13 protein-coding genes are annotated in these 14,209 nt (G+C 71.0%); 5 read left to right on the plus strand and 8 right to left on the minus strand.

Annotated features, from left to right (window positions below; translation table 11 throughout):
* Positions 1–498: 498 nt before the first annotated feature.
* From ACFYE1_RS08990 to ACFYE1_RS09020, 7 genes are all read right to left on the minus strand, one after another.
* Positions 499–1,410, minus strand: a complete 912-nt coding sequence (locus ACFYE1_RS08990) for a LysR family transcriptional regulator (RefSeq protein ID WP_387741986.1) — start codon at positions 1,408–1,410, stop codon at positions 499–501.
* Positions 1,411–1,672: 262 nt separating this feature from the next.
* Entirely contained in the window at positions 1,673–2,137 is a 465-nt protein-coding gene (locus ACFYE1_RS08995; protein ID WP_387741988.1) for a ribose-5-phosphate isomerase, read from the minus strand.
* Positions 2,138–2,232: 95 nt separating this feature from the next.
* On the minus strand, positions 2,233–2,997 hold the full coding sequence (locus ACFYE1_RS09000; protein ID WP_387741990.1) for a triose-phosphate isomerase: 765 nt from the start codon (positions 2,995–2,997) through the stop codon (positions 2,233–2,235).
* On the minus strand, positions 2,994–4,751 hold the full coding sequence (locus ACFYE1_RS09005) for a dihydroxyacetone kinase family protein (RefSeq protein WP_387741992.1): 1,758 nt from the start codon (positions 4,749–4,751) through the stop codon (positions 2,994–2,996). Before ACFYE1_RS09005 ends, ACFYE1_RS09000 begins: the two co-directional genes overlap by 4 nt.
* A gap of 150 nt (positions 4,752–4,901) precedes the next feature.
* A complete protein-coding gene (locus ACFYE1_RS09010) occupies positions 4,902–6,308 on the minus strand; it encodes a GntT/GntP/DsdX family permease (RefSeq protein ID WP_387741994.1) in 1,407 nt (468 codons plus the stop codon).
* A gap of 170 nt (positions 6,309–6,478) precedes the next feature.
* Positions 6,479–7,336 (minus strand): phosphogluconate dehydrogenase C-terminal domain-containing protein, encoded by an 858-nt coding sequence (locus ACFYE1_RS09015; protein ID WP_387741995.1) that lies wholly within the window; start codon positions 7,334–7,336, stop codon positions 6,479–6,481.
* Entirely contained in the window at positions 7,333–8,130 is a 798-nt protein-coding gene (locus ACFYE1_RS09020; protein WP_387741996.1) for a sugar phosphate isomerase/epimerase family protein, read from the minus strand. Before ACFYE1_RS09020 ends, ACFYE1_RS09015 begins: the two co-directional genes overlap by 4 nt.
* A 352-nt stretch (positions 8,131–8,482) precedes the next feature.
* Here ACFYE1_RS09020 and ACFYE1_RS09025 point away from each other — a divergent pair, with 352 nt between their 5' ends.
* The 5 genes from ACFYE1_RS09025 (at position 8,483) to ACFYE1_RS09045 (ending at position 12,504) form a co-directional block, all read left to right on the plus strand.
* Complete coding sequence (locus tag ACFYE1_RS09025) at positions 8,483–9,217, plus strand: FadR/GntR family transcriptional regulator (RefSeq protein WP_387741998.1); 735 nt, start codon at positions 8,483–8,485, stop codon at positions 9,215–9,217.
* A gap of 271 nt (positions 9,218–9,488) precedes the next feature.
* Positions 9,489–10,217, plus strand: a complete 729-nt coding sequence (locus ACFYE1_RS09030) for an SDR family NAD(P)-dependent oxidoreductase (RefSeq protein WP_387741999.1) — start codon at positions 9,489–9,491, stop codon at positions 10,215–10,217.
* 209 nt (positions 10,218–10,426) lie between these two features.
* Positions 10,427–11,446, plus strand: coding sequence for a bile acid:sodium symporter (locus ACFYE1_RS09035; protein ID WP_387742001.1), 1,020 nt, complete (start codon positions 10,427–10,429; stop codon positions 11,444–11,446).
* Between the two features lie 305 nt (positions 11,447–11,751).
* Positions 11,752–12,237, plus strand: coding sequence for a pyridoxamine 5'-phosphate oxidase family protein (locus tag ACFYE1_RS09040; RefSeq protein WP_387742003.1), 486 nt, complete (start codon positions 11,752–11,754; stop codon positions 12,235–12,237).
* 84 nt (positions 12,238–12,321) lie between these two features.
* Positions 12,322–12,504 (plus strand): PspC domain-containing protein, encoded by a 183-nt coding sequence (locus ACFYE1_RS09045; protein ID WP_387742004.1) that lies wholly within the window; start codon positions 12,322–12,324, stop codon positions 12,502–12,504.
* 566 nt (positions 12,505–13,070) lie between these two features.
* Here the strand turns inward: ACFYE1_RS09045 and ACFYE1_RS09050 are convergent.
* Complete coding sequence (locus ACFYE1_RS09050; protein WP_387742006.1) at positions 13,071–14,114, minus strand: LacI family DNA-binding transcriptional regulator; 1,044 nt, start codon at positions 14,112–14,114, stop codon at positions 13,071–13,073.
* Positions 14,115–14,209: the final 95 nt, after the last annotated feature.

Here is a 14,209-nt window from a genome sequence, read left to right on the forward strand (position 1 = left end):
GTCCTCCCCGGAGAACGGTCAGGCCCAGCCTCCTCCGCCGCCTGATCGTACTGGCCCTGCTCGGGGACGATGCCCCCGGATCGATCACTCATGAGTCTGTCCTCATCGTTGTTCTGGTGGTTGGCGTGCGGGCTGGACGTTGGTCTCGCGCAACGGGGTGGGCGGCTCCTCGGTGCGGAGCCTGCGGTGGAGTTCCCGGCCCTGGAGCCGGGAGGCGGCGTGCATCCCGCCGGCGGTTCGCACGCCGGCGGCGAAGGGTTCGCGGTGCGGCCGGTCGGCACGGTGTCCGGGGCCGGCCGCCCCGCCATGCAGCGGTGGCCTCAGACGGTCCTGTGGGGCTCCCACGCGGTCGAGCATCACGGAGGCGCACCACACCGCGCCCATGCCGCCCCGTGGACGAGGGCGGTGCAACTGGTGTAGGTCATGATCTACATCACAGCCTATCGGCCCCCATAGTGTCCAAGTCCGAAAACGCGTCCCTCCGATAGGGCGTTCTTATCAACAGGGTGCGCAGGGAGCTGAGCCGTCGGGGTCGGCCGCTGCCACGGCCAGGAAGGCCTGAGCGGCCGGGCTGATCGGGCCGCGGCGGTGCATCAGGTCCACGGTCAGCGCCTCGGGCACGTCCAGGTCCCGCACCGTCAGGCCTGAGGCCTCGGCCGCGGCCCGGAACCCCTCGGCCACCACCGCGATCCCCGCCCCGGCCAGCACCAGCGGCAGCAGGGCCTCGCGGCTCTCGATCTCCACCACCACCCTGCTGCCCTCGGCGGCGGCCAGCACCAGATCGGCCGCCCGGCGCACGCCTGTCCCGGGCTGACCCACGATCAGCCGTGCCCCGGCCAGCTCCTCCGGCCGCAGCGGGTTCGACCCGGCCGGCATGGCAGCGGGGTCACGGGCGACGCAGAGGTAGTGCTGGACCTCCACCGGTTGGACGGTCAGCTCGGCCGGAGGTGCCGCGTTCGCAGGGCGGGCCATCAGGCCCAGCTCCGCCTCGCCGACCCGCAGAGCGGACACGACGTCGTCGCGGTGGGCCGCCGCCTTGACCACGATCTGTACGCCGGGGTAGCGCTGCAGGAAGCGGCCCACGAGTGGGGCCAGCGGACTGGCCGCTTGTGAAGGGGTGGAGCTGATGACCAGTCGACCGCTGTGCAAGCCCTCGACGGCGTCCACCATCGACCGGGCCAGCTCCACCCCGTGCATCACTTCCCGTGCGGCGGGAATGAGTGCCTCGCCTGCCGCGGTGAGCATCAGGGAGCGCCCGGTCCGATGGAACAGGGTCGCCCCCAGATCCTGCTCCAGGCCCCGGAGGGCCTGGGAGATCGAGGGCTGAGCCACGAACAGAGCCTCCGCCGCCCGGTGCACCCCGCCTTTGTCCACCACGGCCAGGAAGTAGCGCAGCTGGCGCAGGTTCATCCCGTCCCCTCCCGCAGCAGACGACTCTCGGCACAGGGCTTCGAGGCGCCGGCTGATGTGGACCAGCCGGCCCGACCGGTGGAAGGACGACGGCATCCTTGGCGCCCCGATCGATCGCCTGCCCGTATCGAAAGGATAGACAACGGGCCGCGCACGCGGCACGAGCCACTTCTGCATGGTGCATCTGTCCCCCTCGCACAGGCGCAGCCCCGGCACGGTGGTGATCCGTGCCGAGGCCGCGCCGGGTTCGTGCTGGGGTGGGTCAGCTGTTCTCGTAGCCGCTGATGGCCTCGACCTTCGCCGCCGAGGCGCTGGTGGGGTCGAAGGCGTAGCCGATCCACTCCTTGGCCAGGCGCCGGGCCAGCTCCAGGCCGATCACCCGCTGGCCCATGCACAGCACCTGGGCGTTGTTGGAGAGGACCGAGCGCTCCACCGAGTAGGAGTCGTGGGCGGTCACCGCCCGGATGCCCGGGACCTTGTTCGCCGAGATCGCCACCCCCAGTCCCGTGCCGCAGATCAGCAGCGCCCGGTCGGCCTCCCCGGCGGCGACCTTCCGGGCCGCCTCGACCGCCACGTGCGGGTAGGCGATGTTCTCGGTGGGGTCGACCCCGACGTCGACCACGCTCTCGACGCGCTCGTCGGCCTCCAGGTCCTGGCGCAGGGCCTCCTTGTAGTCGAATCCGGCGTCGTCGCCGCCGATCACGATCCGCAGCTTCTGCTCGCTCATGGGGTGCTCCTTCGTCTCGTCGTGCTCTGTGCTGTCGAACTGTCGAACTGTCGTCATGTCGTCATGTCGTGCTGTCCCGTGTCGTGGTGGGTCGTTCAGCGGGGACGGGTGCTGTGGTCGGCGGCGATCTCCAGCAGCCGCAGGTAGCCCTCCAGCTGCCAGGCGGTGCGGCCGACGAACAGGCCGGCGACGTGGGCGATGCCCAGCAGCTCGGCGGCGTTGTCCAGGTTGACCGATCCACCGTAGAGCAGGCCCTGCACCTGGTGCCCGTAGGCGGCTCCGAGAGCCGTGAACGGTTCCTCCAGTTCCGCGACGGTGGCCGGGCGCCCGTGCTCCCCGATCGCCCAGATCGGCTCGTAGGCGATCAGCACCCGCCCCAGCTGCTCCTCCTCGAGGCCTTCCAGGGCCCGGTGGGCCTGGTCCAGGACGAATCGGGTGGACCCGCCGGCGTCCTTGACCGCCCCCGGTTCCCCGATGCACAGCAGCGGGATCAGCCCGTGGGCCAGGGTCGCGGCGACCTTGGCGCGAACGGTCTCGTCGGTCTCGGCGAAGTGCTCCCGGCGTTCCGAGTGGCCGATCTCCACGATCCGGGCTCCGGCGTCGGCGACCTGGGGCACCGAGACCTCCCCGGTCCAGGCGCCGGCCGGCTCCCAGTGGGCGTTCTGCGCCCCGACCAGCACCCGGGGCTCCTCCGACAGGGCCTGGGCCACCGCGGCGATCGCGGTGGCCGGGGGTATCACGAAGGGCTGCACCTGGTCGAGCTGCCGCCCGGACAGGGCCTCGGCCAGGCCCTGGGCCCAGTCGGTGGCCTCGGCCAGCGTCTTGTTCATCTTCCAGCTCGTGCCGATCCACACCGTCATGGCCGCGGCTCCTGCGGCCCGTCCTGGTGCGGAGCCTGGGCGAAGTGCTCGCCCAGGGCGTCCATCAGGACCGAGAAGGACAGTGCCCCGGGGTCCGGGGTGCCCAGGCTCTTGTCCCCGAGCACCTTCGAGCGCCCGCGGCGGGCGGTGATCTCCGCGGTGGCCTCGGCGGCGTCCCGGGCCACCGCGGCGGCCTTCTGCACCGCCTGAGCCAGGTCGGAGGAGGCCTCGAACTCCTGGACCAGCGCCGCCCGGAACGGCAACGCCGCGTCGACCATGGTCTTGTCCCCCGGCTGGGCCCCGCCGAGGCGCACGACCGCATCGATCCCGGCCACCAGGGCGGCCACCGCCTCGTCGGCCCCGGCCCCGCCGGCGTCGTCGAAGACCGACCCGGCCGCGGTCAGTCCCGCCCCCCACAGCGCCCCGGAGGTGCCGCCGGCCTCCTCGGCCCAGGCGTCCCCGGCCCGGAGCAGGACCGTGCGTGCCCCGGCCCCGGCCGCGGCGGCAGCGCGGGCGGCCGCCACCGCGCCGCGGGTCCCGTAGGCCATGCCCTGGCCGTGGTCCCCGTCCCCGGCGATGGCGTCCAGCCTCCCGAACTGCTCCTCGTGCTCGGCCGCCGTGGAGCGCAGCACCTCCAGTGCCGCCACGATCCGCCCTGCCACCTCCTGCGAGGCGGGCGCGGCCTGCGGCACGTCCTCCTGCCCCGGGGCGTGCACCCCGGTCCGGGCCGGACGGTCGGCCGTGTCCGGCGCGCCGCGGCGGAAGGCCGGTGTGTCGGCCGGGGCCAGCCAGAGACGCTCCAGCTCCTCGTCCAGGAACACCACGGTCAGCGACAGCCCCGCCATGTCCAGGCTGGTGACGTGCTCGCCGACCTCCGGGGCCACCACGGTCAGCCCCTTCTCGGCCAGCCGGTCGGACACCCGGCCGTAGAGCACGAACAGCTCCTCGTACTTGACCGTGCCCAGCCCGTTGACCAGCACCGCCACCCGGCCCTGGTAGCCGCCCTGTTCCCGCGCCGGCTCCTCCTCCAGCACGCCCTCGACCAGCAGGTCGGCGATCTCGGCGGCCGTGCCCATCGGCACTTCCCGCACCCCCGGCTCCCCGTGGATGCCGAGCCCGATCGCCATCTCGCCGGGCGGCACATGGAACAGCGCCTCCCCGGCCCCCGGCAGGGTGCAGCCCTCGAAGGCCACGCCGAAGGACCGCGTCGCGTCGTTGGCCTTCCACGCCACCCGCTCGGCCTCGTCCAGGTCGGCCCCGGCCTCGATCGCCGCCCCGGCGATCTTGAACACCACCAGGTCCCCGGCGATGCCCCGCCTCTCCCGGTGGGCCTCGGCCGGGCCGGAGGCGATGTCGTCGGAGACCCGCACGATGCGCACGTCCACGCCCTCGGCGCGCAGCTTCTCTGCGGCCTGCCCGAAGTGCAGCACGTCCCCGGCGTAGTTGCCGAAGCCCAGGATCACGCCTCCGCCGTTCTCGGCCGAGCGCGCCACGGAGTACACCTGTGAAGCCGAGGGTGAGGAGAAGACGTTGCCGCACGGCGCGCCGTGGCCCATCCCCGGGCCCACCCACCCGGCGAAGGCCGGGTAGTGGCCCGAGCCACCGCCGATCACCAGTGCGGGCTGGCCCGCCGGAGTCTCCGATGCACGGACCACCCCGCCGTGGGCCAGGACCACGTGCTCGGGATGGGCGGCCACGTATCCCCGCAGCGCCTCGGAGGCGAACTCCGTGGGATCGTTCACAAGAAAAGTCATCGTTCCAGCCTCGGTCCTGTTCTGTGCCGAGTGCGGGCCGGCGGTGCTGTGAGGCGCGTCGTCGGCCCGCACTCGAGGTGTGTGATGTCGCCACGGGATGGCGGTGGAGGGGAGGGCACCGGCCTTTCGCCGATCCACCCTCCTCGGGCGTCAGGACACGAGGAACCACAGCCCGCAGATGAGCAGGAACGCCGTCCAGCCGAGAATGGTGCACAGCACGGTCCAGGTCCGCAGGCCGTCGGCCACGGACAGGCCCAGGAAGCGGGAGTAGATCCAGAACCCGGAGTCGTTGATGTGCGACAGGGCGACGGACCCGCAGGCGATGGCCAGGACGATCAGCACGATCTGCAGGGAGGAGTAGTCGCCCTCGGTCACCGTGGCCTGCAGGAGGCCGGCGGCGGCCAGGGTGGCGACGGTGCCCGAGCCCTGGGCGACCTTGAAGACGGTCGCCAGCAGGAACGCCAGCAGCAGGACCGGCACCCCCAGGCCGATGAGGCTGTTGGAGACACTCTCACCGATGCCGCTCTCCGTGAGCACCCGGGCGAAGACGCCGCCGGCCCCGGTCACGAACACCACGATCGCTGCGGGGGCGAGGGCGGAGTCCATGACACCGCCCAGCTCCTGACGTCCCCATCCGTGACGCACCCCCAGGAAGTACATGGCCAGGAGCACAGCGACCAGCAGAGCGAACGACGGCTGACCGATCAGGGCGATGGTGTTGGCCACCGGGGTCTCCGGCTCCAGGACGATGGCTCCGACAGTGCCGACGGAGATCATCAGGATCGGCACGAGGATCATGGTGACGACGGCGACCGCGCCGGGCTTGGTGACGGTTCCGGTCTTCACGCCCACCGCTCCACCCGACCCGTCCGGCTCGTCGACGACGTCGGCCGCACCGGCCTGATCGAAGTTCCGCTGCACCATCGGGGCGATGGGGAAGTCCCGCCGGGAGGTGATGACCTTGCTCACGAAATAGGCCAGCACTCCGATCGGTACGGAGATGAGCAGGCCGACGATCGTGACCAGCCCGATGTCGGCACCGAGCAACGTGCTGCTGCCGGTGACGCCGGGGTGCGGCGGAACGAAGTTGTGGATGAACACCATCAGACCCGCGACGGGCACGCCGACGTAGACCGGGGACCGGTGTCCGGCCGCCTTGGCGAAGCTGAACAGGATCGGCACCAGGATGATGAACGCCACGTCGAAGAAGATCGGGACCGCGATGACGGCCGAGGCCAGCAACAGGGCCGGGCCCACCCGTTCCTTGCCCATCTTCGCGGTGAACCGCTCGGCCAGGATCTCCGCGCCCCCGGATTTTTCGACGATGGCCCCGAGCATCGCGCCGAGACCGACCAGCAGGGCGACGTTGCCGAGGGTTCCGCCCATGCCCGCCACGACGAGGGGCATGACTTCCTGGGACGGGATGCCGGTTGCCAGGGCCGTGACCACGGCCACCAGCAGCAGGGCGATGAAGGCCGGCATCTTGAGCTTCATCACGAGGAACAGGAGCAGGGCGATCGCGATGACCGCGACGCTGACCAGGTAGAACGTGCTCATGGGAACTTCTCTTTCCGTGCGCCGTCGAGCGACAAGGCTCTGGGTCAAGGGGTGAGCGGCCGGTTAGGGTGGTGGCCGGGCAGCGTGGCTGTCCCGCGAAGGCCGCTTCTCACCGGCGGGTCAGCCCTGCCCCCGATCGTGGGGAGGCCTCCGTCCGCCGGTGTGGGCGATCAGCGCTTGATGGCGTCGATCTTGAGCATCTTGGTGATGGTGTCGTCCAGGACGGCGTCGTCGAAGACGCGCTTCCAGTCGTCCTTGATGATCAGCTCGCGGCCGTACCCCATCGCGATGTGGCAGGCTTCCGAGAACGGGTTGTCGCCACGCAGGGCGTTGGCCAGCGCCACCTGGATGTGCCCGTAGAACAGTGCCTCGGCGGCGGGGCGGGGAACTCCGACGGTGTCGACGGTCTCTTCGAGCGCTTCCTTGAGCAGTCCGCCGATCATGCAGGCGATGGTCTCCACCAGGGTGGGTTCCAGCACCGCCAGCTGCTTGACGGTCACCCAGTGCACGTCGATGACGGGTGCGTACATGGTCCGGATGACGACCTCGGCCCGGGCCTTGACGTCCTCGTTGTCGGACTCGACGGCGGCCACGGCGTGCTGGGGCGCCGCGATGCCGCCGAAGGTGTCGGCGTACTCCTCCTTGGTGGTGCGCTCCAGGAAGATCGACGGGTGCGCCGGGTGCGCGCACACGTACTCGATGCCCTCGCGCTGATGCAGCAGGCCGGCGTAGGCGGCGGCAGGGTCCAGCGTCATCACGACGGCCCCTTCCCTCATCAGGGGCACCACCTGCTCGCTCACCGCGCCCAGCACGGTGTCGGGCACCGCCAGCACCACGACGTCGGCGCCCGTGACGGCGTCCTCGGTGGGAGTCACCTCCAGCCCGAGCGCACGCACCCGCTCCTGACCCACCGGAGAAGCCTCGGCGTAGAGCACCTGCGCGGACGTTGTCCTGAAGTTGTTGGAGACGCGCTGGCCCATCTTGCCGCCGGCGCCGATCACTGCGATGGTCAGATCGTTGATGTTCATGCTGTTCTGCTCCTCAGATAGTCCAGGCTGTGCTGCGTCCATTGCTGCTCGAGACGGATCGTCTCCGAGAGGTCGTTCGTCCAGGGAAGCCAGTGCTCGACCACCTGGTTGATGCCCCGTTCCTCGGGGCGGATCTGCTCGACCATGTCGTCGTAGTCGAGGAGGCCTTCGCCCAGGGGTGCCCCGGCGTAGGTGAATCCCACCCAGCCGTCCCGGCGGCTGAAGGCGAAGTCCTTGACGTGGAGGTTCTTGACGTAGGGCGCCGTGCGGGCGATGACGTCGCGGGGCGACTCCAGAGCCGCCACGCAGTTGCCCGGATCGAGGACGATCCCGAGCGAGGGGTGCCCGACGGACTCGATCAGCTCGACGAGGGAGGCTGTGGGCACCTGCTCGTAGGTCTCCAGTGCCAGGGTCACGCCTCGTCGCTCGAACTCCGGCAGCACCGCCGTCAAGAGCTCTGGCGCTTCCGAGAGCGACGGATCGCCGGGGTCTCGCTGCACCATGGAACGCACCAGACGTGATCCCAGCCGCTCGGCGACGTCGAGATAGCGCAGCAGATGGTCCGGTCGAATGCCACGGGTGCCGACTTCCAGGGTCAGGTCCAGGTCGGCAGCAACCCGCCGGGTACGAGCGAGCGCATCCGGGCTCATGCCGTCGAGCGGTGGGTAGTCGCAGATCTGGTAGAGGTCAGCACCCACGGAACGGGTGTCCTCCAGCATCTGCTCCAGGCCCATGGGCTGCGGATTGCGCGTCGACCAGCGCCAGAAGTAGGCGTAGGTGCTCAGGCCGATCACAGGGCCACTCCTTGCGGGTTCCCGGCGGGGGAGGGTTGCCCGGAGAAGAGTGCCGCGCTGGAAGCTCTGGGGCGTGCGATCGGTGAGGTGCTCGACGAGCGAGCGCCCGTTCGGATGTGGACCACGTCGTCCATGTCGACTCTTCCTGGTGTTCCGGGTGTTCCTGGCGAGCGATGAGGTGTGCCCCGAGGGGCGCACGCGGCTCCCGGTCTGACGGCCGCGGAGGGTTGTTGAGCATCATACGTTGCCCAGATCACACCTATCAACCGGTTGACCAATTTTGACGACTAAACTGAGGTCCATGCCGGCCTACCCCACGGATCCCACCGATGAGCTGAGTGGGAAGCTCTCCATGATCCCCGCCAACACGCCCGCGGGCGCGGTGGCCTCACAGCTCCTGGCCTACTTCACGAGTGGCGACCTGGCGCCCGGGACGCGTCTGCCCCCGGAGCGGCAGCTGGCCCAGTTGCTGGGCACCGGCCGGTCAGCGGTCCGTGAAGCCCTGGCCGCCCTGGAGATTCTCGGCGTCGTGCACGTCCGTCCCGGTTCGGGCACCTATCTGCGAGCAAGTGCGTCGGAGCTGCTTCCGCAAACACTCAGCTGGGGGTTGATGCTGGGGGAGCAGAGAGTCGAGGACCTCCTGCAGATCAGAGCAGCCCTGGAGGTGCTGGCGGCTGAGATCGCCGCCACACGCGCAGCGCCGGACAACCTGGCGGCTCTTCGGGGGCACCTCGCGCAGATGGAGGAGCACCAGGACGACTACGCCGACTTCGTCGAAGCGGACATGCTCTTCCACCAGGAGATGGCAGCAGCATCCGGGAACCAGACGCTCAGTGGCGTGCTGCAGAGTGTGCGAGCACTCCTCCGGATCTGGGTGGACCGCAGCATCAGCGCAGAAGGAGAAGCACGCGACGCCGTAGCAGAGCACAAGCGGGTGCTCGAGGCCTTGACTGCCCATGACCCTGCCGCGGCTCACGCTGCCATGACGTCGCACATGCATACCGCCAACCAGCGCATCGTGGACCAGGAGGAGCTCCCGGGCCCCCGCAGCGGTCAGTTCCCCTTCTCCGACGTGTCCGCCACATAGACAGGGGCTCCACCGGCCGGCTCCGGACGTGACGCCGATCGCCGGAGGCGCTCGGCCAGAGCCGCCCGAGCCGTCCCGGGGGTCAGGTGGTCGCGGGCCCTCGGCACCCCGGCGGCGCGCTCCGTGGTCCCGTGCGCATCCAGCGCGTCGTCTCGCTGACCCCTCTGGTGATCGGCCTCCTGCCGTGTCGTGCTCCGGGACCCCGGCATCTCGGCCGGGGTCTCGACTAGCGTGGGTGGTCACGGGCACCGTCCGCACGAGGAGGAGCGCGATGTCGAGCAAGCTGACCGTCGTCACCGGCGGCGGCCGGGGTATCGGGGCCGCGATCAGCCGCCGTCTCGCCGCGGAGGGCCACGACGTGGTCATCACCTACCGGCAGGATCAGGACGCCGCCGAGAGGATCGCCGACGACGTGCGGCGCAGAGGCCGGCGCGCCCTGACCGCGGCGGTCGAGACGACCGACCCGCGCTCGGTCGCCGGGCTCTTCGACCGGGTCGCCTCGTTCGGGGTGCTGACGGGGCTGGTGAACAACGCCGGGGCGGCCGCGGCAGTGGGTCCGCTGGACACCAACGACCTCGAGTCGATCCGCCGGGATCTGGACGTGAACCTCTTCGGGGTCATCGCCTGCACCCAGCTCGCCATCGGCCGGCTCAGGAGCCACGGTGGCGGGGCCGTCGTCAACATCTCCTCCGTCGCCGCGTCACTGGGCGGGCCCGGCACGTACGTGCACTACGCGGCGGCAAAGGCCGGCGTGGAGGCCTTCACCGTGGGCCTGGCCAAAGAACTGGCCGCCGAGAACATCCGCGTCAACGCGGTCGCCCCGGGAACGGTGTGGACGGACTTCCACGCTGATCCGGACCGGCCGGCCAAGGTCGCCGCGACGATCCCGATGGGCCGGGCCGGGCGGCCCGAGGAGATCTCCGGCGCGGTGGCCTGGCTGCTCTCCGACGACGCCTCCTACACCACCGGGACCACGATCAAGGTCGCCGGAGGGCTGTGACGCCCCCGTGACCGGTGCGGCCGCACAGCCGAGTCCTCCCCGGCGGGGCCCCGGACGGAACGCGTGTCCGTGCGGACACGGCAGCCGTCGATCCTGCTGCCCCCTGAGGACAGGGTCCTGAGCCGGACCGGGCCACCGTCGGTAGGCCCGCTCCCTGACCGCCGACGACCACTGACTCCGGCTGAGATCTTCCACCTAGGCTGGGGCGGGTGACAGCACTGACCGTCGCCGCGTGGGCGGAGCGCCACCAGGTGGCCGTGTACCTGGCCGCCATCGCGGCCGCGGTCCTCGTGGGCTGGACGGTGCCCGGTGCCCCCGCGCTCGTCCCGGCCATCACCCCGGTCCTGGGGCTGCTGCTGTTCGCCACGTTCCTGGCCGTCCCGTTCTCCTCGCTGGGCCGGGCCTTCGCCGACCTCCGGTTCCTGGCGGCGCTGCTGGTCGTCAACTTCGTGGTCGTCCCGGTCGTGGTCCTCGGCCTGTCCCGGACGGTCGCCGGGCACGAGGCCCTGCTGCTGGGGGTGCTGCTCGTGCTGCTGGCCCCCTGTGTGGACTACGTCATCGTCTTCACCGGACTCGCCGGGGGAGCCGCCGACCGGCTGCTGGCGGCCGCCCCGCTCCTGATGCTCGCGCAGATCCTGCTCCTGCCGGTCTACCTGCTGCTCCTCGCCGGACCGGCGGCGGTCGCCCTGGTGGAGCCCGGCCCCTTCGCGGAGGCGTTCGTGCTCCTGATCCTGCTGCCCCTGGCCGCGGCGGCGGTCGTGCAGCGGGCGGCGTCCCGCTCCGCCGCGGCCCAGCGGCTGGAGTCCGCGGCGACCGCGGCCATGGTGCCGCTGATGGCACTCACCCTGTTCTCCGTGATCGCCTCGCAGGTGCGCGGGGTGGGGGAGCAGCTGGCCGACCTCGCGGCGGTCGTGCCGCTCTACGCCGGCTTCCTGGCGCTCATGGTCCCGATCGGGGTCCTGGCCGCCCGCCTCGCCCACCTGGACGTGCCCGTCTCCCGCGCCCTGGTGTTCGGCGGGGTCACCCGCAACTCCCTCGTGGTGCTCCCGCTGGCACTGGCGCTGCCGGAGCGGCTCGCGCTCACGCCCTTCGTCGTCGTCACCCAGACCCTGGTCGAGCTGGTGGGGATGGTGGTCCTGGTGAGGCTGGTCCCCGCGCTGGTGCGGGACCGCGATCCACGACTCGGTGGGGACGTCGCCCCGCCCGATCGAAGGGCACCCCGCCCCTGACGCAGCGCCTCCCTTCCGCCGCACGGGCCTTCCGCTTGTGGGCTCCGCGTCATGGGGGCGTCGCCGTGCTCGCGGGATCCGCCACCGCCGGGATCCTGGGGCCGGCCACCCTGCTCGTCCCCCACGGCATCCTCAGCCGCGGGATCCCGCCCGTGCCCGTTCTTCGGGGCGCCCCTCGTGCGACGCGCCCTGGGTTCATAGACTGGCCCTCCGCTCTGCGGACCGGGCAGTTCAGTCGTCGGCTCGGTCGTCGAGCAGTTCAGCAGTCGCACAGTCCAGATGTCGAACGCAGAAGGGACCACCCCATGACCGACCAGAACGACGGCACCGCCAAGGTGCGCGAGCTCATCAAGGACACCCGCATCGCCATGCTCACCCACGCGGACGAGCACGGGAACCTGATCTCCAAGCCGATGGCCACGCAGGACGTGGACTTCGACGGCACCGTCTACTTCATCGCCGAGCGCACCTCGGACCAGGTCCAGGACCTGCAGCAGCGGCCCGCCGTGAACGTCGCCTACGCCGGGGACGGCGCCTGGGTCTCGGTGACCGGGACGGCGCTCGTGCTCAACGACGAGGCGAAGCTCAAGGAGCTGTGGGACAGCTTCACCGGCTCCTGGCTCGAGGGCGGGCCCGAGAACCCGAACAACGTCCTCATCGAGATCACCGGCCGCTCCGCCGAGTACTGGGACACCCCCGGCGGCGGCAAGGTCACGCAGGTGGCCAACCTCGTGAAGGCCAAGGTCACCGGCGACACGATCAAGGGCGACAAGGGCGTCGTCGAGCTCTGACGCCTGTCCGGGGCCGTCCGGTCCGCCCGGAGCGGGCGGCACCGGACCCGGGCGTGTCCCGGGGTGCGTTGGTAGAATCCGGGCATGAACACTGCACTGGTCCGCCCCCGCAACGGCAAGCTCATCGCCGGCGTCTGCGCGGCCCTGTCGGCCCGCTTCGGACTGCCGAAGTTCCTTCTGCGCCTGGGCTTCGTCATCTTCGGTCTGGCGGGCGTGGGGGAGCTGGTCTACATCGCCCTGTGGATCATCATCCCGAAGGAAGCCTGAGCCCCGCCCCGACGCCTCCCGCCCCGACGCCTCCGGCGCCGCGCAGGAGCCGGTGATCGGCCGCAGCGCCGTGAGCGCCTCGCGCAGCCGGCGCGACCCCCGTTCGCCCAGGTGCGTGCTCCACTCTGCCTCGATCCGGGTCCGTCTGCCCGAGAGATCGGCACGAACTCCGCACCCCGGTCCGCGATCCGCACCAGCCGGGCCCGGGAGTCGCGGGGATCGACCGCGCGTTCCACGCAGCCCGCGCTCCTGTCCGTGCTCCGGCACCCGGGCGGCCTCAACCGCACTATCCGCGAGTCCGCCCGTGACCGCGCTCGCAACCCCGTGGACCGCCCGGTGGCGGCAATCCGCTTGAGGGTGGTGCTCCTGGCGGCCCGACGTGGGCGTGACGAGCCTCGAGGCGCTCATGGACGTCCTGGTGCAGGGCCAGGACGTCGCCGTCCCGCTGGGCTTCGGACTCGAGATGCCGCCGGAGGCCACCGCCGCGGCCGCGGAGTGAGGTGCAGCAGGGACACCGGGTGGCCCCGTTCTGCGGTGGCCACCGCCGGAGCGCCTGCCTCCTTGCGCTAAACGGCCGGTCGTTCGTCACGGGGATCGCGTCCCGCGGTGGAGGCACGAACAACCAGTTCGGGTTCTGTGATCAGCTGTTGCGGCTCGAATCCCGGGCCTGCGGAAGCCTCGGTCAGCAACAGCTCCATCGCCGCCCGGCCGAGCGCGGCGGCGTTCTGCCGTACGGAGCTCAGCGGCACGGCTGCCGAGGCGGCGAAGTCGATGTCGTCGTAACCGATGAGGGCGATGTCCCCCGGAACCCGAGAGGAGCCGCGGAACAGCAACCCCTGCATCATGCCCAGCGCCAGCAGGTCGTTCGCGGCGAAGATCGCATCAGGACGTTCCTCCGCGGGCAGCCGAAGGATGGCGTCGGCGGCCTCGCGTCCGGCGGCGGTGGTCATGGCGCCGGTCTCGAGCACGTCCGGCACGGGACGACCGGCATCTCGCAGCGCCGCTCGAGCCCCGTCGAGGCGGTCGCGGACCTGACGCAGGCTGAGTGGTCCCCCTGCGAACATGATCCTCCGCCGGCCGAGGGACACGAGGTGCGCCGCGGCCAGGCGCCCGCCTTCGACGTCGTCGACGGACACCGACGAGAAGTCCTCCCGGTAGGTCTGCCGGTCGACGAGCACCGTCGGGATGCCGCGGCTCCTGAGTCTGCTCAGTCGCGCCGACACGTCTCCCACAGGCGAGATGAGCACACCGCGCACGCGCTGCTCTTCGAAGAGATCCAGGTAGTCCGCCTCCCGCTGGGCGTCCTCCCCGCTGTTGCCGACCAGCACGCTGATGTTCTTCGAGGCGGCGTGATCCTCCGCGCCCCGGGCCAGTTCGGTGAAGAACGGATTGGAGGCGTTGAGCACGATCAAGCCCACACTGCGGCTCAGGCCGGCCCGCAACTGGCTGGCTGCCGCGTTGCGGACGAAGCCCAGCTTCTCGATCGCGGTCTGCACACGCTCCCGCGTGGCCGGCGTCACGCGATCCGGGTGGTTGAGGACGTTGGAGACCGTCCCGACCGAGACGCCGGCCAGCTGGGCGACATCCTTGACGCCGACGTTCATCACCATGTCCTCCCTGCCCTCCACCTGTAGCCGGCCTCGGCCGCACTGCCCTTTTTGAAACGGGTCAACACAGAGCGCCATCCTATCGACCAGTGATTGAC

The sequence above is a fragment of the Kocuria nitroreducens genome, from assembly GCF_042879195.1.
Taxonomy (GTDB): domain Bacteria; phylum Actinomycetota; class Actinomycetes; order Actinomycetales; family Micrococcaceae; genus Kocuria; species Kocuria nitroreducens.

What these genes read in the sequence shown, in the direction of transcription:
- ACFYE1_RS09050 (WP_387742006.1), bottom strand. Translation starts at nt 14,114, where the DNA reads ATGGTGATGAACGTCGGCGTCAAGGATGTCGCCCAGCTGGCCGGCGTC.
- ACFYE1_RS09005 (WP_387741992.1), bottom strand. Translation starts at nt 4,751, where the DNA reads ATGACTTTTCTTGTGAACGATCCCACGGAGTTCGCCTCCGAGGCGCTG.
- ACFYE1_RS09040 (WP_387742003.1), top strand. Translation starts at nt 11,752, where the DNA reads ATGACCGACCAGAACGACGGCACCGCCAAGGTGCGCGAGCTCATCAAG.
- ACFYE1_RS09025 (WP_387741998.1), top strand. Translation starts at nt 8,483, where the DNA reads ATGATCCCCGCCAACACGCCCGCGGGCGCGGTGGCCTCACAGCTCCTG.
- ACFYE1_RS09015 (WP_387741995.1), bottom strand. Translation starts at nt 7,336, where the DNA reads ATGAACATCAACGATCTGACCATCGCAGTGATCGGCGCCGGCGGCAAG.
- ACFYE1_RS09045 (WP_387742004.1), top strand. Translation starts at nt 12,322, where the DNA reads ATGAACACTGCACTGGTCCGCCCCCGCAACGGCAAGCTCATCGCCGGC.
- ACFYE1_RS09030 (WP_387741999.1), top strand. Translation starts at nt 9,489, where the DNA reads ATGTCGAGCAAGCTGACCGTCGTCACCGGCGGCGGCCGGGGTATCGGG.
- ACFYE1_RS09010 (WP_387741994.1), bottom strand. Translation starts at nt 6,308, where the DNA reads ATGAGCACGTTCTACCTGGTCAGCGTCGCGGTCATCGCGATCGCCCTG.
- ACFYE1_RS08995 (WP_387741988.1), bottom strand. Translation starts at nt 2,137, where the DNA reads ATGAGCGAGCAGAAGCTGCGGATCGTGATCGGCGGCGACGACGCCGGA.
- ACFYE1_RS08990 (WP_387741986.1), bottom strand. Translation starts at nt 1,410, where the DNA reads ATGAACCTGCGCCAGCTGCGCTACTTCCTGGCCGTGGTGGACAAAGGC.
- ACFYE1_RS09000 (WP_387741990.1), bottom strand. Translation starts at nt 2,997, where the DNA reads ATGACGGTGTGGATCGGCACGAGCTGGAAGATGAACAAGACGCTGGCC.